Here is a 24,966-nt window from a genome sequence, read left to right on the forward strand (position 1 = left end):
GCGGCCCGCGCAGTTGTGGCCGGCCCCGTCAGCAGCGGCGCTCCGCCGGGGCGTCCGACAGGGCGTTCAGCAGGCCGCCGAGCACCTCGCGCTGTTCGGCGGTCAATGGAGCCAGGATCTCCTCTGCCGCGTCGGTTCGCGCGTTGCGCAGACGGCGCAGCGTGGCGCGGCCGGTGTCGGTGAGCTCGATCCTGATGACCCGGCGGTTCGCGGGGTCGGGGGCGCGGCGTACGCACCCGGCCGCCTCCAGGCCGTCCACCAGGGTGGTCACGGCGCGGGGGACCACCTCCAGGCGGGCGGCGAGATCCGCCATCCGGGGTGCCTGGTCGCCCTCGTAGTGCGAGACCAGGCGCAGCAGCCGACCCTGGGCGGGAGTGATTCCGACCGGTTCCATGTGGCGCTTCTGGATCCGGTGGAGCCTGCGCGTCAGGCGCAGCAGCTGTTCGGCGAGGAGGCGATCGGTGTCGGAGGCGGAGCTCATGCCGGGAACAATATCAGGACCCTATTCATTGTGAGCATAGGTAACAATGACCTATGCTCCAATGGCCTTGATTTCCGACCCCGAGAGGGTGCCCATGCGCGACGAACCGAAGTGGACCCCATCCAAAGACCCACTGGACCCCAACCGCCCCGCCCCGGCGGAGCAGCCGCGTGAGCTGCGCCGCATCGTGGGCCTCTTCCGGCCCTACCGCGGCCGCCTCGCCGTCGTCGGCCTGCTGGTCGGCGCCTCCTCGCTGGTCGGCGTCGCCTCGCCGTTCCTGCTCAAGGAGATCCTCGACGTCGCGATCCCGCAGGGCCGCACCGGGCTGCTCAGCCTGCTCGCGCTCGGCATGATCCTCATCGCCGTCGTCACCAGCGTCTTCGGCGTGCTCCAGACCCTGATCTCCACCACGGTCGGCCAGCGCGTCATGCACGACCTGCGCACCGCCGTCTACGCGCAGCTCCAGCGGATGCCGCTGGCCTTCTTCACCCGGACCCGCACCGGCGAGGTGCAGTCCCGCATCGCCAACGACATCGGCGGCATGCAGGCCACCGTGACCTCCACCGCGACCTCCCTCGTCTCCAACCTGACGGCGGTCATCGCCACGGTCGTGGCCATGCTCGCGCTCGACTGGCGGCTCACCCTGGTCTCGCTGCTCCTGCTCCCGCTCTTCGTGTGGATCAGCCGGCGGGTCGGCCGCGAGCGCAAGAAGATCACCACCCAGCGGCAGAAGCAGATGGCCGCCATGGCCGCGACCGTCACCGAGTCGCTGTCGGTGAGCGGGATCCTGCTGGGCCGCACCATGGGCCGCTCCGAGTCCCTCACCGCCGCGTTCTCCGAGGAGTCGGAGAGGCTCGTCGGCCTCGAAGTGCGCTCAAGCATGGCCGGGCGCTGGCGGATGTCCACCATCGGCATCGTCATGGCCGCCATGCCCGCGCTCATCTACTGGGCCGCGGGCATAGCCCTCCAGACGGGCGCCCCCTCGCTCTCCGTCGGCACCCTCGTCGCCTTCGTCACCCTTCAGCAGGGCCTGTTCCGGCCCGCCGTCAGCCTGCTGTCGACCGGTGTGCAGATCCAGACCTCGCTCGCCCTGTTCGCCCGCATCTTCGAGTACCTCGACCTGCCGGTGGACATCACCGAGCGGAAGGACCCGGTACGCCTGGACCGGGCCAAGGGCGAGATCCGGCTGGAGGACGTGCACTTCGCGTACGAAGCCAAGAGCGGCCCGACGCTCACGGGAATCGACATCACCGTCCCGGCCGGCGGCTCGCTCGCCGTGGTCGGCCCGACCGGCTCCGGCAAGAGCACGCTCAGCTACCTCGTGCCCCGGCTCTACGACGTCACCGGCGGACGGGTCGCCCTCGACGGGGTGGACGTGCGCGACCTCGACTTCGACTCGCTGGCCCGCTCGATCGGCGTGGTCTCGCAGGAGACGTACCTCTTCCACGCCTCGGTCGCGGACAACCTGCGCTTCGCCAAACCGGACGCGACGGACGAGGAGATCACCGAGGCGGCCCGCGCGGCCCAGATCCACGATCACATCGCGTCCCTGCCCGACGGGTACGAGACCCTGGTGGGCGAGCGCGGCTACCGGTTCTCCGGCGGCGAGAAGCAGCGCCTCGCCATCGCCCGCACCATCCTGCGGGACCCGCCCGTGCTGATCCTGGACGAGGCCACCAGCGCCCTCGACACACGGACCGAGCACGCCGTCCAGCGGGCCATCGACAACCTCTCCCAGGGCCGCACCACGATCACCATCGCGCACCGCCTGTCCACCGTTCGCGACGCCGACCAGATCGTGGTCCTGGACGCGGGCCGCATAGCCGAGCGCGGCACCCACGAGGAGCTGCTGAAGGCGGACGGCCGGTATGCCGCCCTGGTCCGCCGGGACCGGGATGCCGCGCAGCCGCCGGAGGCGGTCGCGGAGGCGGAGGCCGAGCTGGCTCCGGTGAACGTGTGATCGTATGACCAGCGCACGAGTCGGATGCCGGAAATCTGATGTTTCGCGGGTTAGCGTTCCCGCATGCGTCATGAGTACCGGCCGCCGCAGCGCCGTTCCCGGCTCACCCGCCGGGGCCGGCTGGCGCTCTTCCTCGGCACGCTGCTCGCGATCGGTGCGGCAGTCCTGATCACGGTGTTACGGAGCCCGGAAGCACCGCAGAAGCCACGCCAGTTGGTGATCCCCGAGGGCTGGCGGGCCCAGCAGGTGTACGCCGCCATCGACCGCGAGCTGAAGCTGCCGCCGGGATCCACGAAGTCGGCGGTGGCCACCGCCGGGCTGGCTCTGCCCGCGGAGGCCAAAGGCAATCCGGAGGGCTACCTCTTCCCGGCGACCTACCCGGTGACCTCGCAGTCCACCCCGGCCGTGCTCCTCGCGTACATGGTGCGGACGGCGAACGAGAAGCTCGCCACCAAGGCCGTCGCGGACGGCGGCAAGGCCCACGGGATGACCCCGTACCAGACCGCCACCCTGGCCAGCATCATCGAGGCGGAGGCCGACAGCCGCGCCGACATGGGCAAGGTGGCGCGGGTGGTCCACAACCGGCTGGCGAAGTCGATGCCGCTCCAGATGGACTCCACCATCAACTACGCGCTGAACCGCAGCACCCTGGACACCACCCTGAGCGACACGCGCATCGACAGCCCCTTCAACAGCTACGAACGCCAGGGGCTGCCGCCCACGCCGATCGACAGCCCCGGACTGGAGGCCATGACGGCCGCCGTCGCGCCGACACCCGGTGACTGGCTGTTCTTCGTCACCGTGAAGCCGGGGGACACCCGCTTCTCGGCGACGTACGAGGAACACAAGAAGCACGTGGCGGACTTCAACCGGATCCGCGCTCAGGCCCACTCGGGCTCCCGCGCAGGTCAGGAGGCTGCCGCCGGGAAATGAGGGGTGGCGGCCCCGGGGACGGCTCTACGATCGGCGGCCTGCCGGACGCGTGACCGAGGGGGTCGAGCCGTGAAGTGGCCATGGAAAACAAAGGCGATGGCGAAAGCCGGAGCGAAGGCTCAGGCGCCGGAGAGCGTGCCCGCCGACGAGGCACAGGAAGCTCCACCGCCGGTGGACGCGGCTGCCGTGGCCGCTGCCGCCGCCGAACGGGCGGCGCAGGAGCGGGTGGCCCAACGCTGGGGCCGCCATGCGGCGGGGTGGCAGCACTGGCTGGCCCGTTCCCCCGTCGGAGTCGACCTGCTGCACTGGTGGTTCGACGAGGCCGACCTGACCGCTCTGGTCGGCGAGGACCGGTTCGTGGAGCGGCTGGGAGAACTGCTCTCGCAGGCCGCGCCGCGCGACATCGCGGCGACGGGGCTCGGCTGCACCCGGCGTGTCGACCGGGCCTGCCGCTTCGCCGAGGTCTGCAGTCAGGATCCCGTCGTACCGCCGGGAGGAAAGATCGAGAGCTATCGGCACGGGGAGGTACCCGGGGCTTGCAGCAGTTTCATCGACTGCTGGACCCGGCACCAGATCGAGGTGGATTTCACCGCCGGCGACCGCCACCGATCGGTGCTCCTGTTCCGCGACAGCCCTGCCGAGGCCCGGCTCTGGGTCAACGGCGTGCGCGTGGGGGAGGGCGAGTGGCTGGACAAGGGCGGTTTCTGGGAGGACGAGCGCTTCTTCACCATTCGGATCGAGGGGCCGACGGACCACCCGCAGCAGGGGCTCGGCCACATCGGCGCCCAGCTCTACAAAATCGTCTCGCTGCTAATCCACGACGCGGAGCGGGGCGCCACGCGCATCCTCGTCCCTGAGGACACCGAGAACTGGACCGATCCCGTTCGGGACGTGCGGGACGGAAGGGGCTACGTGTACCCGACCCGGGAGGCCCGCGCGGCCGGCGGCACCCCGGACCGGACGTTCCCGATCGACGAACCGGAGGCCGGCTGAGGGCTCAGCCCACGCGAGCTCCGACCGGCTCTCCGGCCCGTTCGCGGGCCAGCAGCCGGCGGATTTCGCGCACCGCCGCCGCGCCCGCGCGGTTGGCGCCGATGGTCGACGCCGACGGGCCGTAGCCGACGAGGTGGATCCGTTCGTCGCGCACGGCCCTGGTCCCCTCGACCCGGATGCCGCCGCCCGGCTCGCGCAGGCGCAGTGGAGCCAGGTGGTCCACGGCCGCGCGGAACCCGGTCGCCCACAGGATGACGTCCGCCTCCACCCGGCTGCCGTCGGCCCAGGCGGCGCCCGTGCGGGTGATCCGGTCGAACACGGGCCGGCGGTCCAGCACCCCCGAGTCGAGTCCGGCCCGTACGGCCTCGTTCAGCGGGAGTCCCGTCACGCTGACCACGCTCTGCGGCGGCAGCCCCCGGCGCACGCGCTCGTCCACCAGCGCCACCGCCGCCCGGCCCTCGGCCTCGCCGAAGCTGCCGTCGCGGAAGACCGGGGGCCGCCGGGTCACCCAGGTGGTCTCCGCGGCCACCGCCGATATCTCCAGCAGGTGCTGCACCGCCGAAGTGCCGCCGCCCACGACGATCACCCGTGCTCCGGCGAACTCCTGGGGCCCCGGGTAGTTCGCGGTGTGCAGCTGCCGCCCGTGGAAGGTCTCCTGACCCGGGTAACGCGGCCAGAACGGCCGGTCCCAGGTGCCGGTGGCGTTGATCAGGACCCGGGCGGACCAGGTGCCGGCCGAGGACTCGACCAGCAGCCGCCCGTCGGCTCCCTCGCGGACCGCCGAGACGTCCACGGGCCGCCGTACGCGCAGGCCGAAGCGCTCCTCGTAGGCGGCGAAATACTCCCCGATCACCTCGGAGGAGGGCCGCAGCGGGTCGGCGCCGGACAGTTCCATGCCGGGCAGGGCGTGCATCCCGTGGACCTTGCCGTAGGTGAGCGAGGGCCAGCGGAACTGCCAGGCCCCGCCCGGACGGGGCGCGTGGTCCAGGGCCACGTGGCCGATCCCCGCCCGGGCGAGGTGGTAGGCGCTGGACAGCCCTGCCTGCCCGGCCCCGACCACCACCACGTCCACGCCCATGCCCACGTTCGCGTCCGCATCCCGCGTCAGAACATTGTTCACGGTTCTACTAACTACGGGGCGCGGCCGGATCTTCCCCGCCCGGCACCGGGCGCAGCGTCGCCCGCACCGGTCCGGTCGGCTGCAGGGTGAGCCCCGGGAACACCCCGGCCCGCTCGCTCCCGCTGTCCAGGTGGAACCGCTGCCCCAGCACCGCCAGTACGAGCACGGCCTCCACCAGCGCGAACCGCGCCCCCAGACACGCCCGCGGGCCGCCGCCGAAGGGGATCCAGGCGTGGTCGGGCACCGGATGCGGGGCGTCCGCGTCCCACCGCTCGGGCCGGAAGGCCTCCGGATCCGGGAACCAGCGTTCGTCCCGGTGCATCGACCACGGGCTGGTCCACAGCGCGGTCCCCGCGGGTACGGGGCGCCCGCCGATGCTCGCGCCCTCCCCGGCCACCGCCGAGATCAGCCAGATCGGCGGGTAGATCCGCAGCGACTCCTTGACCACCTGCCGGGTCCAGGGCAGCCGCGCGTAGTCGTCGTACGTCGGCAGCCGCCCGCCGAGCACCCGGTCCAGCTCCCCGGTCAGCCGGGCCCGCGCCCCGGGCGCCCCCGACAGGAGTTGCCAGGCCCAGGTCAGGGTGGTCGAGGTGGTCTCGTGGCCGCCGATGTAGAGGGTGATCGACTCGTCCCGCAGCTCCTTGCGGGACAGCGGGGCGCCGTGTTCGTCGCGGGCCGCGAGCAGCCGGCTCAGCAGGTCGTCCCGCTCGGCCCCGGCGGCCGAGGCCGCCTCGTGCTCCCGTATGACGTGTGCGATCTCCCGGTCCAGGACCGCCACGGCCTCCCGCATCCGCCGTCGCCCGGGCGTCCGCACCCACGGCGGCAGAAACAGCGTCAGCCCCCGGAACTCGGCCCCCAGTTCCCGCTGGGCGGTGGCCATGGCCGCGCTGATGGGCGCCTCCCGGCCGGCGGCGTCGCTCCCGAACAGCGTGCGCACCGCGATCCGCTGGGTGAGTCCGGCCATCTCCCGGTGCACGTCGATCCGGTCGCCCTCGCGCCAGCTCCCGGCCAGCGCGTCCGCGCACTCCACCATCGTGGCGGCGTACGAGCGCACTTGGCGCGGCCGGACCGCGGGCTGGACCAGGGCCCGCTTGCGCCGCCATTCGTCCCCGGTGGCCACGACGACCCCGTCGCCCAGCAACTGGTGGAAGGCCCAGCCCAGTTCCATCGGCTTGAAGGTGCCCTCCACGGCCCCGAGCAGCTCACCGGCGTGCTCGGGCCGCGAGATCAGCACGTTGCGCTGCGGCCCGAGCGCCCACGGCACCCAGTCCCCGTAGTCATCGCGCAGCGACTCGAAGAAGGCCAACGGGTCGCGGGCGAAGGCGGGCAGATTCCCTATCAGGGGCCACTGGCGCGGCCCGCTCCCGGCGCCCCGGGGCAGCGTGGTGGCGGTCACGCAGGCATCCTGGCAGCCGCCGCGCGAGGGCACCAGAGGACCGCCAGGCCCGTCGGTGAACGGCCCCCGCCGCCCCGGACGGCGTCAGAGCGCGGTGCGCGCGGTCAGCCAGTCGTAGGCCGCTTCGGCGGTGAACTCCCGCTGTCCGCCCGGGAAGAGCAGCCCGGCGTCCGCGAAGGCGGCGTCGTGTGCGCGCTCCGCCACGTACGGGATCGCCACGCATTCCATGCCGGCCGCGCGGGCCGCCAGCGCTCCCGGCTCCGCGTCCTCGACGACCACGCAGTCGGCGGGCTCGGCGCCCAGCCGGCGGGCCGCCTCCAGGAACACGTCCGGGGCGGGCTTGCCGTGCGCGACCTCCTCGGCGGAGACCACCGTCGTCAGCAGGGCGTCCAGACCGGTACCGGCCAGCACCGCGTCGATCGCCTCGCGCGAGGAACCGGAGGCCACCGCCATCGGCACCCCCTCGGCGCGCAGCCGCTCCACGAACTTCCGCATCTCCGGGAAGACTTCCGTCCCCGTCCGGGCCAACTCGAGGTAGGCGGCGTTCTGTTCGGCGAGCAGCTGCTCCACCGGCGCCTGGATCCCGTACCGTTCCCGGAGGATCTCCAGCGTCTCCAGGGTGCCGATGCCGATGAAGCGGGAGTGTTGCTCCCAGGTGAAGTCCGGGACCCCGTGCCGCTCCAGAGTGCGGCGCCCCGACTCGTAGTAGTTCGGCTCGCTGTCCACGAGGGTGCCGTCGAGATCGAATATGACGGAAATCATCCGTTGTGCCCGTCCTGCCGGTCGTGTCCTGTCTTTACCATCCTGTCAGGCTTTGCGAGCAGCCCGTCCCACGGCCTCGACCAGCGGCAGCAACCGGTGCGCGACCCGCTCGCGCAGGGCCACCTCGGTGCGGGTGCGGACCACCCCCGGCAGCTGGATCAGCCGCTGGATCACGTCCTCCAGATGTGCGTTGTCGCGCGCCGCCACGCGCGTCAGCAGGTCCCCGCCACCGGTGATCGAGAAGGCCTCGATGATCTCGGGAACGGCCGCCAGCGCCTCGCCCACGTCGTCCAGGTGCCCCTGGGTCACCTCGATGTGCACGAAGGCCAGCACCGGATGCCCCAGCGCGGCGGGGGAGAGCGAGGGCCCCGTCCCGGTGATCACCCCGGTGCGCTCCAGCCGGTCCAGCCGTGCCTGCAGCGTGCCGCGGGCGACGCCGAGGATGCGGGCGTACTCGCGGACACTGGTGCGCGGCTGCTCGATCAGCAGGCGCAGGATCCTCGTGTCGAGCTCGTCCACCGCCATGCCCAGACTGTACCAATGGCCCAGTTCACCGGATCTTGACCAGGCGGTGATCCGCGGGGACGCCGCATGGCACTCCCGGAAGCGAGGGGTGAGTGTGTTGTGGGCGGCATTCGCACCGGATCCACGAGCGGAGAGAGCCATGACAGGTATGAACTGCCTGGTCACCGGGGCCACCGGCTACATCGGCGGCCGACTGGTGCCCGAGCTCCTCGCCGCCGGACACCGCGTCCGCTGCCTGGCCCGGTCCCCGGAGAAACTCCGTGACCATCCCTGGGCCGGACAGGCCGAGATCGTCCGCGGCGACGCCACCGACCCGCAGTCCGTGGCCGAGGCCCTGGACGGCATCGAGGTGGCCTACTACCTCGTGCACGCCCTCGGCGGCGGCTCCGGATTCGAGGAGCGCGACCGCGCCGCCGCCCGCATCTTCGCCGAGCAGGCGCACTCCGCCGGAGTCCGCCGCATCGTCTACCTCGGCGGGCTCACCCCCGCCGGCATCCCCGTCCGCGAACTCTCCCCGCACCTTCGCTCCCGCGCGGAGGTCGGCGAGATCCTCCTGGCCGGCCCCGTGCCGGCCACCGTCCTGCGCGCCGCCGTCATCATCGGATCCGGTTCGGCCTCCTTCGAAATGCTGCGCTACCTCACCGAGCGGCTGCCCGTCATGGTGACGCCCAGCTGGGTGGGCACCCGTTGCCAGCCCATCGCCGTCCGCGACGTCCTGCGCTACCTCGTCGGCAGCGCCACCATGGCGCCCGAGGTGAACCAGGCGTTCGACATCGGCGGCCCGGACGTGGTCACGTACGAGGAGATGATGCGCCGCTACGCAGCCGTGGCCGAGCTGCCCCACCGGCTCATCCTGCGCGTCCCGATGCTCACCCCCGGCCTGTCCAGCCACTGGATCGGCCTGGTCACCCCCGTACCGCGGGCGCTGGCCCGGCCGCTCGCCGAATCACTGCGCCACGAGGTGGTCTGCGCGGAGCACGACATCGCGCGCCACGTCCCCGACCCGCCCGGTGCGCCGGTCGGCTTCGACCAGGCCCTGTCGCTGGCCCTGCGGCGGGTGCGGGAGGCCGAGGTGACCACTCGCTGGTCCTCCGCCTCCGTGCCGGGCGCGCCCAGCGACCCGCTGCCCACGGACCCCGACTGGGCGGGCGGCAGCCTCTACACCGACCGGCGGGAGATGGCCGTCGAGGCCTCGCCCGGCGCGCTGTGGCGGGTGGTGGAGGGCATCGGAGGCGAGAACGGCTGGTACTCCTTCCCGCTGGCCTGGTCCGTACGAGGCTGGCTCGACCGGCTCGTAGGCGGAGTCGGCATCCGCCGCGGCCGCCGCGACGCGACCCGGCTCCGGGTGGGTGACGCCCTGGATTTCTGGCGGGTGGAGGAGATCGAACCGGGCCGGCTGCTGCGCCTGCGCGCCGAGATGCGGCTGCCGGGCCTGGCCTGGCTGGAGATGTACGCGGATCCCTGCCCCGAGCCCGGCCGCGCGCGCTACCGGCAGCGGGCGCTGTTCCACCCGCACGGACTGCTCGGCCACGTGTACTGGTGGAGCGTGTCCCCCTTCCACGCCGTGGTGTTCGGCGGGATGGCCCGCAACATCGCCCGCGCCGCCGAACGTCCGGCCGCTTCCGATGCCCCCGCATCCGCCGCGGCCCCCGCGGCCGGAGTACCGCACGACAACCGTCCTGCCCAGCCCGACCCGGAGCGAGATCCATGAACGTCGCGGTGGTCCTGTACACCTCCGACCTGCGCCTGCACGACCATCCGCCGCTGCGCGCGGCCCTGGCCTCCTGTGACCGGGTGGTGCCGCTCTTCGTCCGCGACCACGCCCTCGCGGCAGCCGGATTCGCCCCGCCCAACCGGCAGGCCTTCCTCGCCGACTGCCTCGCCGACCTGGACGCCGGACTGCGCGAGCGCGGGGGCCGCCTCGTGATCCGCTCCGGGGACGCCGTCCGGGAAGTCTGCGCCCTCGCGCGGGAGACGGACGCCGACGAGGTCCACATGGCCGCGGGGGTCAGCGGCTACGCCCACGCCCGCGAGGATCGGCTGCGCACCGCCCTCGAAGCAGAGGGCCGCCGGCTGCACGTGCACGACATGGTGATCACCGCGGTCGCCCCCGGGGCCGTCCTGCCCGCCGGCTCCGACCACTTCGCCGTCTTCACGCCCTATTTCCGCCGCTGGGCCGAGCTGCCGCCGCGGGCCGTCGCCGCGGCCCCCCGCACCGTCCGGCTCCCCGAAGGCCTCGGCTCCGAGCCGCTGCCCGTGCGCGGCGCCCTCACCGGAGTCTCCCCGGGCCTCGCCCGGGGCGGCGAGACGGAGGCCCGCCGGCTGCTGGCGAACTGGCTGCGCTCCGGCATCTCCCGCTACGAGGACACCCACGACGACCTGGCCGGCGACGCCACCTCCCGGCTCTCCCCGCACCTGCACTTCGGCACCCTCTCGGCCGCCGAGGCCGTCCACCGGTCCCGGGCCGTCGGCGGCCCGGGCGCCGAGGCCTTCGTCCGGCAGCTGTGCTGGCGCGACTTCCACCACCAGGTCCTCGCCGCACGCCCCGAGGCGGCCGCCGAGGACTACCGCCCCCGCCACGACCGGTGGCGCACCGGCCCAGCCGCCGAGGAGGAGACCGAGGCCTGGAAGGAGGGCCGCACCGGCTACCCGGTGGTGGACGCCGCAATGCGCCAGCTGCGCCAAGAGGGCTGGATGCCGGGCCGCGGCCGGCTGCTCGCCGCGAGCTTCCTCACCAAGACCCTGTACGTCGACTGGCGGACCGGGGCCCGCCACTTTCTGGACCTCCTGGTCGACGGGGACCTCGCCAACAACCAGCTCAACTGGCAATGGGCCGCGGGCACGGGCACCGACACCCGCCCCAACCGCGTGCTCAACCCCGTCCGGCAGGGCCTTCGGTACGACCCGCAGGGCCGCTACGTCCACCGCTGGGTGCCGGAGCTCGCCGGGCTCCTCGCGCCTCACGTGCACGAGCCGTGGCGGCTGCCGGGCCTCGAGCGGGCGCGGTACGACTACCCGGACCCGGTGGTGGGGCTCGCCGAGGGACTCGACCGCTTCCGGCGGGCGCGGGGGACCGGGTGAGCGCCGTGCGCCGCCGACGCCCCGGTGACGACGCGCACTAGCGGGTGTGCAGCCGGGGCAGCGTCCGGTGCGCGAGGGCCACCGCCGACACCACGGCCGCAGCGGGCAGCAGCAGCTCGCCCACGGTCCACCCGGCCCGGATCAGCAGGGCCCCGGTCAGCCCGCCCGCGAACATCGACAGCACCGCCTTGGCCCGAAGCCGCCAGGCTCCCGTCCCGTACCCGAAGGCGCTGTCGTGTCCCAGGGCCGAGCTGCCGATCAGCGAGGTCATGGACCGGGTGACCAGGGTCGTCGGCACGCCGGGCACGTTCACCCGCATGCTCGTCACCGTGCGGATGCCCATCGCCGTCGCCAGCAGCACGGTCACCGTCACATGCGCGGCGGCCGGATGCCCGTACCGCGGCGCCACGTCCCATCCGACGGCCGCACCGGCCAGGATCAGCGCGGCCTCGACGTACAGGCCGAGCCCGACCCAGCGCCACCCCCGGGCCTCCGCAGCCGACTCCATCCGCGCCCCGCACACGGCCCCGGCGGCGAACGCCACCAGCGACACCGCGGACGACACCGCGGGCAGATTGCCCTCCCGCGCGAGCCCGAACGCCAGGAAGAGCACATTGCCCGTCTGCATCGCGGTGAAGACCGGCCCGAGGGCGAGCAGGCTCACCGCCTCGATCAGCCCGGTGACCGCGGTCAGGACGATCAGCAGCCCCGTCAGGGACGGACGCAACGGGTGCGCACCCACCTTCATGAGGCCCGACAGTGACACGCCCACCCCCGACCCTCGGCGCCGACATGCCGGACAGGGCCTAGGGTCCGGAGGATGAGCGACCTGCTGCTGGTGAGGCACGGCGAGACGGCGTGGAGCGCGAACGGACGGCACACCGGGCTCACCGACCTCCCGCTGACGGCGCGAGGGGTCGAGGAGGCCATCTCGCTGGCCCCCTACTTCCGCGACCGCCACCCGGCGATGGTGCTGACCAGCCCGCTGCGCCGGGCCGTCGCCACGGCGCAGCTCGCGGGGCTCACCGGCGGGGTCACCGACCCCGACCTGCACGAGTGGGACTACGGGGGCTACGAGGGCGTGACCACCGCGGAGATCAAGCGGACCACCCCCGACTGGTCCCTGTGGACCGACGGGGTGCCGCCCGGCGACGAGGCCCACCCCGGCGAGAACGCCGCCCAGGTGGGCGCCCGCGCGGACCGCGCCCTGGCCCGGGTCGCCCCGGTGCTCCGCGCGGACGGCGGCAACGTGGTCATCGTCGCCCACGGCCACTTCCTGCGCGTCCTCACCGCCCGCTACCTGGGCCTGGGCCCCGAGCAGGGCCGGCTGTTCCTGCTGCGCACCGGCACGGTCAGCATGCTCTCCACGGAGCACGGGCTCCCCGTGATCGCGGGCTGGAACACCCGCCCGTAGAGGTCTCCCGCCTCGCGCGGCGGCCGCCCTCGGGCGACGATGCCTACATGGCCGAAGACAGCACGGGCCGCGACGGACCGCAGGTCGCCGTCCCGGAGCCGGGACTGAAGGCCAACGCGATCGGATTCCTCGACGCGCTGGTCATCGGCCTGAACTCCACCTCCCCCGCCTACTCGCTGGCCGCCGTGCTCGGGCCGATCGTGGCCCTCGTCGGGATCTACGCGCCGGGCGTGATGCTGGCCTCCTTCGTCCCGATGCTGCTGATCGCCGCCGCCTTCTACTACCTCAACAAGGTCGACCAGGACTGCGGGACGACCTTCTCGTGGGTCACCCGGGCCATGGGCCCCTGGGCGGGCTGGCTCGGAGGCTGGGCCATCGCCATGACGGGCGTACTGGTCATCGGCTCCCTGGCGGACGTGGCCGTCACCTTCGGCCTGCTCGCCTTCGGACTCGACGACTGGGCCGCCAACGACGTGATCCGCCAGGCCCTCACCGTCGCGGTGATCCTGGCCATGACCGCGATCTGTGTCATCGGCACCGAGCTTTCGGCCCACCTCCAGGACATCCTCATCCTCGCCCAGGTCTTCTTCCTCCTGACCTTCGCGGTGGTCGCCATCTACCGCACCTACACCGGCACCAGCACCCTCGAGGAGATCGAGCCGTCCCTCAGCTGGCTCAACCCGTTCGGCGCCGGTGGCGCCGCCCTCACCGGGGGACTGCTGCTCGGCGTGTTCATGTACTGGGGCTGGGAGTCCGCGGTCAATCTCACCGAGGAGGTCGAGAACTCGGCCACGGCGCCGGGCAAGGCCGGACTGTGGTCGACGGTGGTCCTCCTGGTGACCTACGTGTCCGTGGGCTTCGCGGTCGTCGGCTACGCCGGGACCACCTTCCTCGCCGAGAACGCGGCCGAGGAGGAGGCCATCTTCGCCGTACTCGCCCACGAGGTCATGGGCGGCTGGGACTGGGTGGTGCTCCTCGCAGTCTGCACCTCCGCGCTGGCCTCCACCCAGACCACGATCATCCCCGCATCCCGCACCGCCCTGTCCATGGCCCGCCGACACGCGCTGCCGCCGCCCCTCTCGCACATCCACCCGCGTTTCAGGACCCCGGACGTGAGCACGTGGTGGGTGGCCGGCATCGCCATCGGCTGGTACCTCGTCGTCAACCAGATCAGCGAGAACGCGCTCCTGGACTCGCTCACCGCGCTGTCCCTGCTCATCGCCTTCTACTACGCGCTCACCGGCCTGGCCTGTGCCGTCTACTACCGCCGCCACCTGCTCGAGAGTCTGCACAACCTGCTGTTCATCGGAGTCGGCCCGGTGGTCGGCGCAGCCCTGCTGCTCTGGCTGCTGGTGGAGTCGGTCGGGGACATGTCCAACCCGGAGAATTCGGCCACCGGTGCCTCCTGGTTCGGTCTCGGCCCGCCCCTGGTCATCGGCATCGCGATCGCCGTCGCCGGCGTTCTGTTCATGGGCTACTGGCGGCTGCGGGACGGCACGTTCTGGCAGGAGCGCCGCGGAGTGGTCGACCCGGACCTCGTCCACGGCAGGAAGAGCTGAGGAGGCCCGATGTCCGTCGTCCTCGGATACGACGAGTCGCCCGGCGCGGAGCGGGCGCTGCGCGTGGCGCTGGAGGTCGCCACCGCCTTCGGGGAGCCCCTCGTCCTCGTCTACGGGGCGGCCGCCCCCGGCCCCACCGGCGAGGAGTACCGGGCGCACCGTGAGGCCGTCCGCCAGACGGGCCGCAGCGCCCTGGCGCGCGCCGTCGAGGCCGCCGACGAGGCGGGTGTGCCCTCGGCGGTCGAGGTGGTCGACGACAAGCCCGCGCAGGCCCTGCTCGACGCCGCCCGGCGCCACGACGCCCGGGTCATCATCGTAGGCACGTGGGGCGACAGTCCGATCCGCGGCGCCCTGCTGGGCTCCACCCCGCACAAGCTCCTGCACCTGTCTCCGATCCCGGTGCTGTGCGTGCCCACGGAGCACGGCGAGACTCTCTGACGAGTCGCCGTAGTCGACCAACTTGGCCGGAAAACAGGCTATTTCATGTGTCACTATGCTCAATGCCTGAGCGATCGAGGCGTTTTTTCGATCACGGATGGGCAGAGTGGGGCGGCCGATCAACACCCCCACGTGACCGCATGACCGGAGAACCGATGGACAGCAACCTCGCCATCCAGCCCCCCACGGGTGGCCAGGCGTTCGATGAAGGCCAAGTGCGCCTGTACTACAGCCGCAAGACGGCTGACATCCTTCACAAGTACGGGCCGGGACCGCGGGTCCACTTCCACGTGGGGCTCTTCGCTCCCGGCGCGACACCGAACACCACCGTCTCCCAGCGGGTACTCAAGTGCCGCATCGTCGAGTCCCAGGAGGCGATAGTCGAGCACGCGGCCCGCACCTGGGGCGCGTACGCGACTCCGCCCGGCCGCCTCCTCGACATCGGCTGCGGTATCGGCGGCGGTTCCCTCTACTGGGCCCAGGAGCACGGCACGAAGGTCACCGGCCTCACCGTCGCCGCCGACCACGTCCCCGTCATCGAGGACTTCGCCCGCCAGGCCGGCGTGTCCGACCGGGTGACCCCGCTGCTCGCCGACATCCACACGTTCAGCACCCGCAAGAAGTACGACGCCGCGTACGCCATCGAGAGTTCCGGCTACATGGACCGTGAGCGGCTCTTCGAAGTCGTGGCCAAGTCCCTGAAACCGGGCGGATGGTTCGGAATCCAGGAACACTTCATCTGCCGTCCCGAGTGGACCGAGTTCATCGACGGCTACTACAAGACGCGCCTCGGCACCCTCACCGAATACATCACCGCCGCCGAGGCCGCCGGCTTCGAACTGGAGCAGGACGAGGACGTCACGGACCGGGTCGCCGAGTTCTGGGTGCAGTCCATGGCCTGGAACACCGCCGAACTGGACCGGGTGGAGCGGTGCGGCGCCCCGTCCGCCTGGTCGCGCGAGCGGCTCCAGGAGTCCACCATCACGCACGGCAAGCTGTTCCGCATCTGGCGCGACCACGCTCTGGAGACCCGGCTCCTGCTGTTCCGTCTCGGCGGGGGCAACTGACCGATGGCACCCGTCTACCGCGAGGACGCCCGCCCCTCCCGCATAGGCTGGCAGCTGCCCCCGTTCTACTGGCCGTTCGAAAGGGATCTGATCCATCCCAAGGCGGCCGAGCTCGAGGAGCGGGCCATTGCCTGGATCGACGCTTTCGGCTTCTACCCCGACGCCACCGAGCGCGCCTGGGGACTGGCTACCCGCAGCGTCGACTTCACCTGCCGGATCATCCCGTACGGCGATGTGGAGCCGATGCTCCTCTTCGCCGAGTGGAACTACTGGGCCTTCGCCACCGACGACTGGCAGGACTCAGACGCCGGCGCTGCGCGTACGGCGTCCGTCGTCGACCAGGGCACCCGGCTCATCCGGACGCTCGAGGCGCCCGGCTCCGGCCTGCTTCCGCCGGGGCCGCACACCGCCGCGCTGGAAGACCTGGTGGCCCGCACCCGGGCCATGCTCACCCCTTTCCAGCTGCGCCGCTTCACCGAGGGCGTCCGGGACTGGGTGTTCGGCGCCGCCTCACAGGCCGCGAACGCCGAGCGGGGCGTCATGCCGAGCCTCAACGACTTCGCGGCGACGCGGATCTCGGTCGGCGGCACCCGGTTCCTCCTGACCTGGTGCGACGTGGCCAACGGGATCGACGTACCGGCCGAGGTGCTGTATTCCGCGCCCGTCCAGGCCCTGACCGACGCCGCCGGGTTCATCGTCGCCTGCGACAACGACCTGTTCTCGTACAACAAGGACGACCACCACGAGCCGCTGGAACAGAATCTGCTCAACGTGCTGGCCCGGGACTACGGCTGTACGCCCGCCGAAGCGCTGCCCGCCGCGTACGCGCTGCGGGACCGGGCGGTGACGCTGTTCGTCCGGCTGAGCGAGCAGCTGGCGCGCGACGCCGACGACCACCTCGGGCGCTATCTCGTCTCTGTGGAGCACTGGATCGCGGGGGACACCGAGTACCACAACCGGGCGCCGCGCTACGCCAGTCCGCGCAACCGCAACGTACTTCCCGTCGAGGGGGCTTCGTACGGGATCACCTGGAGCGATACGCCCAGCGACCCGAGCATCGAGCCGCTGCCGATCCCGGCTCTCGCCTGGTGGTGGCAGCAGCTCGACGACGCCTCGCGCTGAGGTCAGCGGCGGCCGAGCAGGCGCGCCCACCAGGAGCCCCGGCCCGTCGGCCGCTCCCCCGGAACGGGGACGACCGGCGGGGGCGTGCGGGGCGTCCGGGCGGCCGACCTGGGTACCGGCGTGGAGCCGGTGACGGTGCTGCCCCGTGGGGTGAACCGGACCGGGAGCGCCACCAGGTGACGGGACATCAGCGAGGAAGTCCACTGGAGCTCGTCCTCGGGGACGGCCAGCTCCAGGTCGGGCAGCCGGGTCAGCAGGTTGTCGATGCCCGTGTCCGCGATGGCCCGGCCGATGTCCTGTCCGGGGCATTCGTGCGGGCCGCTGCTGAAGGCCAGGTGGGAGCGGTTGCCGTGGACGGGCACCGTCAGGTCGGGGCGGATATCCGGATCGACGTTGCCGGCCCCGAGGCCCAGCAGCAGCATGTCCCCGGCCTTGATCTGCGCCCCGCCGAGCTCGGTGTCGCCGGTGGCCCAGCGCCCGAGGATCGTCATGAACGGCGGCTCGTCCCACAGGACCTGCTCCAGCGCGTCCGGCAGCGTCATGTGCCCGCCGGAGAGGTTCGCGCGGAAGCGGCCGTCGGTGAGCACCATGCGCAGGGTGTTCGCGATCAGGTTTGCGGTCGTCTCGAAGGCCGCGATCATCACCAGGCGCAGGTGCTCCACGATCTCGTCGTCGCTCAGCGACGTCGGGTGCTCCGTCATCCACGTCGTGAAGTCCCGGTTGGGCACCGCCCGCTTGCGCATCACGAGTTCGCGGAGGATGTCCGAGACGTACTCGAAGCTGGCCACGGCCGTCTCGGTGCCCTGGAGCATGTCGCGGGCGGCCTCGACCAGGCGCGGGCCGTACGAATCCGGTGCCCCGACCAGCTGGGTCATCACCAGCATCGGCAGCGGCTCGGCGAAGTCCGCGACGAGATCGCCCCGCCCGGACTCGGCGAACTGGTCGATCAGCTGATCGGCGAAGCGCTTGACGTACCGTCGTATGCCGCGCCGGTCGAAGCGTTCCAGCGACTCGGTGACCGCACCGCGCAGCCGCTCGTGCTCCGCACCGTCGACCAGGTGGCACACGGGCTGCCATGCGGTCATCGGCGTGAGCGGGTGGTCGGCCGGGACCCTGCCCTCCTGCTGGTCCCGCCAGCCGCGCGGGTCCCGGGAGAACCGCGACGGAGTGCGTGCCACGTCCAGGTTCTCGCGGTGGCCGAGCACCAGCCAGGCCGGCAGATCGCCCTGGACGAGGACGGGGGCCACCGCACCGTGCTCGGCACGCAGCTTCTCGTACAGGCCCATCGGGTCGGCCTCGGCCTCGGGGCCGTAGAGCCGGTGTGCGGGGCAGCCCGGCGGCGGAGTGGGAGAGGCGGGGGAGGGGGGAGTGGTCACGATATCTCCGGGGTCACGGCGAGGGAGTGCAGATGGCGCATCAGCGTCATCAGGACGTCACGGCTGGAGTCGCGCCGCCGGGCGTCGCAGAGCACCAGCGGGACGGACGCGGGCAGGTCGAGGGCGCTGCGCAGCTCCTCCACCGGGTGCTGGGGCGCGTCCGGGAAGGAGTTGACGGCCACCACGAAGGGCACCCCGCGCTCCTCCAGCCTGCCGATCACATCGAAGCTGACCTCCAGCCGGCGGGTGTCGACCAGGACCACCGCGCCCAGCGCGCCCTCGAACAGGCCGCGCCAGAGGAACCAGAAGCGCTGCTGGCCGGGGGTGCCGAAGAGGTACAGCACCAGTTCCTCGTTGATGCTGATCCGGCCGAAGTCCATGGCCACGGTGGTGGACGTCTTGCGCTCCACGCCCGCCGTGTCGTCGACGCCGACCCCGGCCTGGGTCATCGTCTCCTCGGTGGTCAGCGGCCGGATCTCGCTCACCGCGCCGACCAGGGTCGTCTTGCCGACCCCGAAGCCGCCCACGATCACCACCTTGACCGCGGCGGCGGCCGTGGCCGGCAGTACGTCCTCGCGCCGCGGCCCGGCGGGCGACGCCTCAGAGCTTTCGAAGTCCATCGATCACTGCCTCAATCAATGCCAGGTCGGGGAGTTGGGCGCGGGCCACGGGTGCGCGGGAGAGCACCTGGCCCGCAGTGAGCAGATCGTCGATCAGGACGGTGACCACGCTCACCGGCAGGCCGAGGTACGCGGAGATCTCGGCCACCGAGAGGGGCGCCTGACACAGCCGCATGATCGAGGCGTGCTCCGGCTGCATGCCGGGCCGGGGCCCCGACTTGGCGACGATCAGTGTGACCAGGTCGAGGCCACTGGGAACTAACGGTCCGCTGCGACCGCCGGTGATGACGTAGAGCCGCTCGGGGCTCCCGTCTTCCCAGTTGTTGCCCGGCTCCTTCACGCGGTCTGCCTGTCGCTGCGCGGCGGGCTGCTGAGGTGCTCTCCGATCCGCGCCACGAGGTCACGCATGCGCTGGCCCATCAGCCCCGCGTCGACGCCCTCGCCGGCCAGTACCGCCAGATAGGCTCCGGCGCCCGCCGCCATCAGGTAGAAGAAGCCGCCGTCCATCTCGATCACGACCAGCCTCATCCGGCCGTTGCTGCCCGGGAGTTCGGAGGCGACCGCGCCGGCCAGGCTCTGCAGTCCGGCACAGGCGGCGGCGAGCCGGTCGGCCGTGTCGGTCTCCGCGCCGTACTGGGCCATCCGCAGGCCGTCGGCGGAGAGCACGATGACGTGCCGGGTCTGCGGAACGCTCTCGGCCAGGTCCTTGAGCATCCAGTCCATATTGGTCTGATACTGACTCATGGCTGTTCCCCCTTGCTCGCCGAGGCCGGCGAGGCGTCTGTGGTCTGGCTGTCCGCGATGTGGCTCCCGGCGGTCCGGCTGTCCCCGGACAGGCCGCTCTGGAAGGCGGCCAGCCACATCCCGGGCTGTGCTTCGGTCCGGTCCGGGTCCTCGGCAGTGGTCTGCGCGACGGCGGCGGGCCCGTCGGAGGCCGTGGCACGGGCCTTGCGGCGACGCTGCGGCAGCCCGTTCGGGGTCCGCTCGGTCACGAGGGGGACCTCCTCGACGAACGCCGGAACCTGCGGGCCCGTGGCCGGCCGGGGCGGCTGCGGAGGCGCGGCCGCCGGCTCGAGGGCCGCGCGGGGCCCCGAGGCGGTGCCGATGCCGTGGGCGACGCCGGTCGCGGTCGAGACAGTGGTGATCAGCCCCTGCGGGACGACGAGGACGGCCCGTACCCCGCCGTACGCCGACGAGCGCAGCGAGACCCGGAAGTCGTACGCCTGCGAGAGCCGGCCGACCACGGCGAGGCCCAGTCGCGGGGTCTCCCCCAGGTCGGTGAGGTCGATGCCCTCCTGCGCCTGGCGCAGCATGCGCTCGGCCCGGTTGCGGGCCTCCTCGCTCATGCTCAGGCCGCCGTCCTCGATCTCGATCGCGATGCCCGAGTTCACGTCGACGGCGGTCAGATGGACCTTGGTCTGCGGCGGCGAGTAGCGGGTGGCGTTGTCCAGCAGCTCCGCCAGCGCGTGGATGAGCGGCTCGACCGCCGGGCCCACGACGGCGACCTGCGAGACGGAGTGCAGCTCCACGCGCTGGTAGTCGATGATCCGGGACATGGCACCGCGCAGCACGCTGTACAGCGGCACGGCCTTGTTCCACTGGCGGCCGGGCCGCGCGCCGCCGAGCACGGCGATGGAGTCGGCGAGCCGGCCGATGAGCGCGGTGCCGTGGTCGAGCCGGAGCAGATCGCCGAAGACGGCCGGGGACTGGCCGTGCCGGTCCTCCATCTCCCGCAGTTCCTGAGCCTGTTGGTGCACGATCGCCTGGACGCGGCGGGCGATGTTCACGAAGGCGCGCTGCGCGGAGTCGCGCAGGTCCTCCTCGGCGACCACGGCATCGAGTACCGAGCGCAGCACCGCGTGGTGGGCGGCCCTGAACGCGGGGGTCAGCCCGGGCTGGTAGGTACTGGCATCCTCCAGGGAGGCGAGTACGTCCTCCGGGAACTCGCCCTTGCGCAGGCGCCCCACGACATCGGGCAACAGCGCCTCGGCCAGCCGTACGGTCTCGGTCTGCTGCCGGAACAGTGCCGCCTCCTGCGCCGCGACCGTGGCACGCAGCGCCGCCACCGCCTTGCCGCGCCGGGCGGCCTCACCGCACGAGAGCGCGACGGCGACGAAGGCCGCGGCACCGACCCAGGCCACGGGGGTGCGGGCAGGCGCGGCGACCAGCGCCACGGTGACCGCCGCGAGCGCGGCGGTCAGCAGGGCGGGCAACGCCCATACGACGGGTGAGGTGGGCCCTGGACTTCCGGGCGACGATCCCTCTCGAACCATCAGAACCCTCAAACGATCGAAAGCGAAAGATCATTGGACAACAGCCCGGGATCTTATCCGCTGAACTTGAGTCTCTTGACAACAGGTCATGATGCGGACGTGACGCCTCCGTTGGCGTGCTGCGCCGTGACCTGAAATGGATCCGCGCACGACCGGTCGCTCCGGCGGGCCGGGTTCGTCGTCCGCGCCGTCAGAACCCGTGCGACGCTTGCCCGCCACCCCGTGCGCGAGCCCGGCCCGACGCGGCGCGACGCCCCTGCGATTCGGCTGAATTCCATCGGGCGGCCGGGACGCCGCCGGGAACTCACGTACCGGCGTGCGGGGATGGCCGGGGGCGCAGGCGTGCGGCCAGGACGGCGACGTCGTCCTCGGCGTGCTGCGCGTCGAGCCCGTCGCAGACCGCGGTCACGATGTCCTCGACGCGTGCCCCGGGTGTCATGCGCAGACCCGCGAGCCTGTCCAGTGAGGTGTCGATGTCCTCGCCCCGCCGTTCCACCAGGCCGTCCGTGTAGAGCAGCAGGGTCTGGTCGGCGGTGATCGGCCGGGCGAGGGCCTCGTAGCCGCCGATGCCCGTTCCCAGCGGCGGGCCCACCGGCACCTCGAGCAGCTCGCCCGTGCCGTCGCCGCTGAAGACGGCGGGCGGCAGGTGCCCCGCGCTCGCGTAGACGGCCATGCCGCGGGCGGGGTCGATCCGTACCAGCAGGCAGGTCGCGGGCCGGCGGCCCTCGTCCGACGCGGACAGGGTGTCCAGCCGGCGCAGCACGCGGTGCGGGGCGAGTTCGGTGGAGGCGACCTCGCGCAGGACGGAGCGGTAGGCGTTCATGTCGACGGCGGCGTCCAGGCCGTGCCCCATGACGTCTCCGACCACCAGCAGGGTGCGGCCGAAGTGCAGCCGGACGGTCTCGAACCAGTCGCCGCCGACCAGGGCGCGCAGACCGACCGGAAGATAGCGGCTGGCGATGTCCAGGTTCGGGTGCGGCCGCCCCGGTTCGGAGACGAGGGCCCGCTGGAGATCGAGTGCCGTCTTCTCGGTGGCCGCCAGCCGCCGCGCATGCCCGATGTGGACGCTCGCGAGCCGCGCCGCGAAGTGCAGCGTGGCCGTCTCGTGGTCGCTGAAGTCCTCGCCGGACCGGACGACGAGAAGCCTGCCGTACGCCTCGCCCCCGCCCGGCCCGATCAGCGGTACCGAGACGAGGTACAGGGGCCGGTCCCCGGCCCGCCCGCTCCAGGTCCGCACGGAATGCCCGTGGTCCAGGGCCCGGACCGCGGCCGGGGCGTCGGGAGAGGGGTCTCGCAGCAGATCCGTCGCGCCGGCCTCCGCCACCCGGTCGCTCACCGTGCCCCGGCCGGTCAGATCCACGGCGGCGGCGTCACACAGCGTCCGGAACAGGAATCCGGTGAGCTCCCGGCAGGTCCCCCGCTCGTTGCCGGACGTCCCGATCCGCTCCAGAGCCTCTTCCATGGCGCGCAGCCGCGCCTCCAAGCCGTCGCGCTCCGACACCATGCCAGCGTCACCCCCTCCCGGCCGTGCCGCCCGTCGAGGAAGGCATTCCATCACCGTTCCACGTTTTGGTGACGAATCCCCGGGACCGGCGCGGCTCGGGCTCCGGAGGCCTACAGTGACCGCCATGACGGGGGCAGGGGCACGCCTGGTGGGCGGGCGTTACAGGCTGATCGAGCTGGTCGGCCAGGGCGGTATGGGGCGGGTGTGGCGCGGCCACGACACCACGCTGGACCGGCAGGTCGCGGTCAAGGAGGTCCTGCTGCCCGAGGGCATCGCGCCCGGCGAGCGCGAGGAGCTGCTCCGGCGTACCCTGCGCGAGGCCCAGGTGGCCGCCCAGCTCAACCACCCGGGCATCATCACCGTCCACGACGTGGTCGAGCACACGGGTGCGCCCTGGATCGTCATGGAGTTCGTCGCCGGCAGGTCCCTCGGCGCTCTGGTCGAACAGGACGGCAGGCTGCCGTGGGAACGGGTCGCGGCCATCGGCGCGGAGATGGCCGACGCACTCGCGCAGGCCCATGCCGCCGGGGTCGTGCACCGGGACCTGAAGCCCGACAACGTCCTTCTCCAGGGCCGCCGTACGATCATCACCGACTTCGGCATCGCCCGGGTCCTGGACGGTTCCGGCGCGACGAGACTGACGCGCACGGGGATCATCGTCGGCACCCCCCAGTACATGCCGCCCGAGCAGCTCGAAGGCGGGGACGCGGGCGCTCCGGGCGACATGTGGTCGCTGGGCGCCACGCTGTACGCCGCCGTCGAGGGCGCCGCCCCCTTCGCCGCTCCCAGCCTGATGTCGTTGTTCCACGCCATCATGACGAAGCCGCTGCCACCGGCCCGGCACGCGGGCCGGCTCGCCCCGGTCCTGGAGGAACTGCTCGCCAAGGACCCGGGGAAGCGGCCCACCGCCGCCGCGCTCGCCGAGCGGCTGGCCGCGGTCCCGCACCCGCGCACGCAGCCGGACCAGCGCCCCGCCGAGCCGCGTCAGTTGCACCACCTCTCCACCGTCACGGCGCCCGCCCCGCGGGCGAACGCGGTCCACCCGCCGACCCGGCACGAGGCGCCGCCCGCCCGGCCGTCGCCTGCCGCAGCGCCGCGGCCGGCCCCGGCCCCGCCCGCCTCCCGCACGCCCCGCCGCCGTACCGTCCTCTTCGCGGGCGCCGCCGCCGTCGCCGGCGCCACCGGTGCCGTGTGGGCGTGGAAGGCCGGTTCTTCCGACACCTCCGACCGGCCCGGTATCGCCACCCTCCACGGCCATACGTACATGATCAACTCGCTGGCGTTCAGCCCCGACGGCAAGACGCTCGCCAGCGCGAGCGACGACAGCACCGTGCGCCTCTGGGACGTGCAGGCACGCGCACACCTGGGCACGCTGACCGGCCACACCGACATGGTCTTCTCCGTGGCGTTCCACCCCGACGGGAAGACCATCGCCACCGCGAGCGCCGACAAGACGGTGCGCCTGTGGGACACCGCGTCCCGAAAGGCGGTGGCCACCCTCGGCAGCCACACCGCCCGAGCCCGGGCGGTGGCCTTCGACCCCACGGGGAAGACCCTCGCCAGCGGCGGTCAGGACAACACGGTCCTCCTGTGGAACGTGACGGCCCGGACCAGGATCAGCACCCTCGCGGTCCCCGGCGAGGCCGTGCACACGGTGTCCTTCAGCCCCGACGGGAAGACCCTTGCCGCCTCCGCGGGGTGGGGTCCCGCCGCACGCCGGTGGGACATGAGATCCATGAAGAGCACCGACATCGCCGAGAACGGCGGCACCACGAAGTCGATCTCCTTCAGCCCCGACGGAAAGACCCTGGCCGTCTCCGAGCCCTACCGCACCGCCTCTCTCTGGGACGTGGCCTCCGGGACCCTGACCGGCACGCTCGCCACCGTCCACACCGACTTCGTCAACATGGTGGCCTTCAGCCCCGACGGCAGGACGCTCGCCACCGCGAGCGACGACAAGACCGTCCGCCTCTGGGACACCGCCACCCAGCGCAAGGCCGCCACCATCACCGGCCACGGGGACCAAGTGATCTCCCTGGCATTCAGCCCCGACGGAGCCCTGCTCGCCACCGGCAGCCGGGACAAGACCGTACGGCTGTGGGCCCTGACCTGACCATCCCCGCCGCACCGGTCCGTTGGCTCTCCCGTGGCCGAAGATCGCCGCCTGCCGCTATGCCAATGGCCCAGTTCTCCGAGGCGGTGTTGAGCCAGTGGGCTCCCAGGTGGTTATCTGTGGCGTATCCATGTACTTACGGCGCCGCGCAGCGCCGGACGGCAACGAGGCCGGATCCGGAGCGCGGCGCCTTCGCCGTGCCCGTCCACCGCCCACCACCCCCGGGCGG

Annotated in this window: 23 protein-coding genes; 11 read left to right on the plus strand and 12 right to left on the minus strand. The window is 72.5% G+C overall.

Annotation, left to right across the window (positions count from 1 at the left end; translation table 11 throughout):
• Nucleotides 1-28: 28 nt before the first annotated feature.
• A complete protein-coding gene (locus JIW86_RS34020) occupies nt 29-481 on the minus strand; it encodes a MarR family winged helix-turn-helix transcriptional regulator (protein ID WP_215146907.1) in 453 nt (150 codons plus the stop codon).
• Nucleotides 482-575: 94 nt separating this feature from the next.
• On the opposite strand from JIW86_RS34020, the gene JIW86_RS34025 reads away from it, so the two are divergent.
• From JIW86_RS34025 to JIW86_RS34035, 3 genes are all read left to right on the plus strand, one after another.
• Nucleotides 576-2,441, plus strand: a complete 1,866-nt coding sequence (locus JIW86_RS34025) for an ABC transporter ATP-binding protein (RefSeq protein ID WP_257557783.1) — start codon at nt 576-578, stop codon at nt 2,439-2,441.
• 63 nt (nt 2,442-2,504) lie between these two features.
• Entirely contained in the window at nt 2,505-3,374 is an 870-nt protein-coding gene (gene mltG / locus JIW86_RS34030) for an endolytic transglycosylase MltG (protein ID WP_257557785.1), read from the plus strand.
• A gap of 96 nt (nt 3,375-3,470) precedes the next feature.
• Nucleotides 3,471-4,367, plus strand: coding sequence for a hypothetical protein (locus JIW86_RS34035; RefSeq protein WP_257557786.1), 897 nt, complete (start codon nt 3,471-3,473; stop codon nt 4,365-4,367).
• A 4-nt stretch (nt 4,368-4,371) separates the two neighbouring features.
• Here the strand turns inward: JIW86_RS34035 and JIW86_RS34040 are convergent, their stop codons facing one another.
• From JIW86_RS34040 to JIW86_RS34055, 4 genes are all read right to left on the minus strand, one after another.
• Nucleotides 4,372-5,445 carry an NAD(P)/FAD-dependent oxidoreductase gene (locus JIW86_RS34040; protein ID WP_257559540.1) on the minus strand — a complete coding sequence of 358 codons (1,074 nt, stop codon included), beginning with the start codon at nt 5,443-5,445 and terminating at the stop codon, nt 4,372-4,374.
• A gap of 49 nt (nt 5,446-5,494) precedes the next feature.
• Nucleotides 5,495-6,883, minus strand: a complete 1,389-nt coding sequence (locus JIW86_RS34045; RefSeq protein ID WP_257557788.1) for a cytochrome P450 — start codon at nt 6,881-6,883, stop codon at nt 5,495-5,497.
• Nucleotides 6,884-6,967: 84 nt separating this feature from the next.
• The gene (locus tag JIW86_RS34050) at nt 6,968-7,645 is read right to left on the minus strand and encodes an HAD family hydrolase (protein WP_257557790.1); all 678 of its coding nucleotides are present in this window, start codon (nt 7,643-7,645) and stop codon (nt 6,968-6,970) included.
• Nucleotides 7,646-7,690: 45 nt separating this feature from the next.
• On the minus strand, nt 7,691-8,170 hold the full coding sequence (locus tag JIW86_RS34055) for an Lrp/AsnC family transcriptional regulator (protein WP_257557792.1): 480 nt from the start codon (nt 8,168-8,170) through the stop codon (nt 7,691-7,693).
• A 139-nt stretch (nt 8,171-8,309) separates the two neighbouring features.
• Between JIW86_RS34055 and JIW86_RS34060 the strand changes: the two genes are divergently transcribed.
• Together JIW86_RS34060 and JIW86_RS34065 are read left to right on the plus strand one after the other, a co-directional pair.
• A complete protein-coding gene (locus JIW86_RS34060; protein ID WP_416237630.1) occupies nt 8,310-9,881 on the plus strand; it encodes an SDR family oxidoreductase in 1,572 nt (523 codons plus the stop codon).
• Nucleotides 9,878-11,251: a cryptochrome/photolyase family protein gene (locus JIW86_RS34065; protein ID WP_257557793.1), complete on the plus strand. Its 1,374-nt coding sequence runs from the start codon at nt 9,878-9,880 to the stop codon at nt 11,249-11,251. Before JIW86_RS34060 ends, JIW86_RS34065 begins: the two co-directional genes overlap by 4 nt.
• A 37-nt stretch (nt 11,252-11,288) precedes the next feature.
• Here JIW86_RS34065 and JIW86_RS34070 read toward each other — a convergent pair whose 3' ends face one another.
• Nucleotides 11,289-12,023 carry a YoaK family protein gene (locus JIW86_RS34070; RefSeq protein ID WP_257557796.1) on the minus strand — a complete coding sequence of 245 codons (735 nt, stop codon included), beginning with the start codon at nt 12,021-12,023 and terminating at the stop codon, nt 11,289-11,291.
• A gap of 48 nt (nt 12,024-12,071) precedes the next feature.
• Here JIW86_RS34070 and JIW86_RS34075 point away from each other — a divergent pair, with 48 nt between their 5' ends.
• The 5 genes from JIW86_RS34075 to JIW86_RS34095 all read left to right on the plus strand — a co-directional run bounded on the left by JIW86_RS34075 (nt 12,072) and on the right by JIW86_RS34095 (nt 16,851).
• On the plus strand, nt 12,072-12,665 hold the full coding sequence (locus tag JIW86_RS34075; protein ID WP_215146916.1) for a histidine phosphatase family protein: 594 nt from the start codon (nt 12,072-12,074) through the stop codon (nt 12,663-12,665).
• Between the two features lie 47 nt (nt 12,666-12,712).
• Nucleotides 12,713-14,224 carry an APC family permease gene (locus JIW86_RS34080; RefSeq protein WP_257557798.1) on the plus strand — a complete coding sequence of 504 codons (1,512 nt, stop codon included), beginning with the start codon at nt 12,713-12,715 and terminating at the stop codon, nt 14,222-14,224.
• A 9-nt stretch (nt 14,225-14,233) separates the two neighbouring features.
• Nucleotides 14,234-14,662, plus strand: coding sequence for a universal stress protein (locus JIW86_RS34085; RefSeq protein WP_215146918.1), 429 nt, complete (start codon nt 14,234-14,236; stop codon nt 14,660-14,662).
• Between the two features lie 140 nt (nt 14,663-14,802).
• Nucleotides 14,803-15,729 (plus strand): methyltransferase domain-containing protein, encoded by a 927-nt coding sequence (locus tag JIW86_RS34090; protein WP_257557801.1) that lies wholly within the window; start codon nt 14,803-14,805, stop codon nt 15,727-15,729.
• A gap of 3 nt (nt 15,730-15,732) precedes the next feature.
• Nucleotides 15,733-16,851 (plus strand): terpene synthase family protein, encoded by a 1,119-nt coding sequence (locus JIW86_RS34095; protein ID WP_257557809.1) that lies wholly within the window; start codon nt 15,733-15,735, stop codon nt 16,849-16,851.
• A 2-nt stretch (nt 16,852-16,853) separates the two neighbouring features.
• On the opposite strand, the gene JIW86_RS34100 is transcribed toward JIW86_RS34095, so the two are convergent.
• The 6 genes from JIW86_RS34100 to JIW86_RS34125 all read right to left on the minus strand — a co-directional run bounded on the left by JIW86_RS34100 (nt 16,854) and on the right by JIW86_RS34125 (nt 22,624).
• The gene (locus JIW86_RS34100; RefSeq protein ID WP_257557810.1) at nt 16,854-18,227 is read right to left on the minus strand and encodes a cytochrome P450; all 1,374 of its coding nucleotides are present in this window, start codon (nt 18,225-18,227) and stop codon (nt 16,854-16,856) included.
• Nucleotides 18,224-18,847, minus strand: a complete 624-nt coding sequence (locus JIW86_RS34105) for a GTP-binding protein (protein WP_257557812.1) — start codon at nt 18,845-18,847, stop codon at nt 18,224-18,226. Before JIW86_RS34105 ends, JIW86_RS34100 begins: the two co-directional genes overlap by 4 nt.
• Nucleotides 18,828-19,187, minus strand: a complete 360-nt coding sequence (locus tag JIW86_RS34110; protein ID WP_257557818.1) for a DUF742 domain-containing protein — start codon at nt 19,185-19,187, stop codon at nt 18,828-18,830. Before JIW86_RS34110 ends, JIW86_RS34105 begins: the two co-directional genes overlap by 20 nt.
• Nucleotides 19,184-19,591 (minus strand): roadblock/LC7 domain-containing protein, encoded by a 408-nt coding sequence (locus JIW86_RS34115; protein ID WP_215146923.1) that lies wholly within the window; start codon nt 19,589-19,591, stop codon nt 19,184-19,186. The genes JIW86_RS34110 and JIW86_RS34115 overlap by 4 nt, the downstream gene beginning before the upstream one ends.
• Nucleotides 19,588-21,120 (minus strand): sensor histidine kinase, encoded by a 1,533-nt coding sequence (locus JIW86_RS34120; RefSeq protein ID WP_257557821.1) that lies wholly within the window; start codon nt 21,118-21,120, stop codon nt 19,588-19,590. The genes JIW86_RS34115 and JIW86_RS34120 overlap by 4 nt, the downstream gene beginning before the upstream one ends.
• A gap of 304 nt (nt 21,121-21,424) precedes the next feature.
• Entirely contained in the window at nt 21,425-22,624 is a 1,200-nt protein-coding gene (locus JIW86_RS34125; protein ID WP_257557823.1) for a PP2C family protein-serine/threonine phosphatase, read from the minus strand.
• Nucleotides 22,625-22,748: 124 nt separating this feature from the next.
• Between JIW86_RS34125 and JIW86_RS34130 the strand changes: the two genes are divergently transcribed.
• Nucleotides 22,749-24,737, plus strand: coding sequence for a WD40 repeat domain-containing serine/threonine protein kinase (locus tag JIW86_RS34130; RefSeq protein ID WP_257557824.1), 1,989 nt, complete (start codon nt 22,749-22,751; stop codon nt 24,735-24,737).
• Nucleotides 24,738-24,966: the final 229 nt, after the last annotated feature.

Origin of the sequence: Streptomyces sp. NBC_00162 (assembly GCF_024611995.1) — a bacterium.
In the GTDB taxonomy this organism is placed as follows: domain Bacteria; phylum Actinomycetota; class Actinomycetes; order Streptomycetales; family Streptomycetaceae; genus Streptomyces.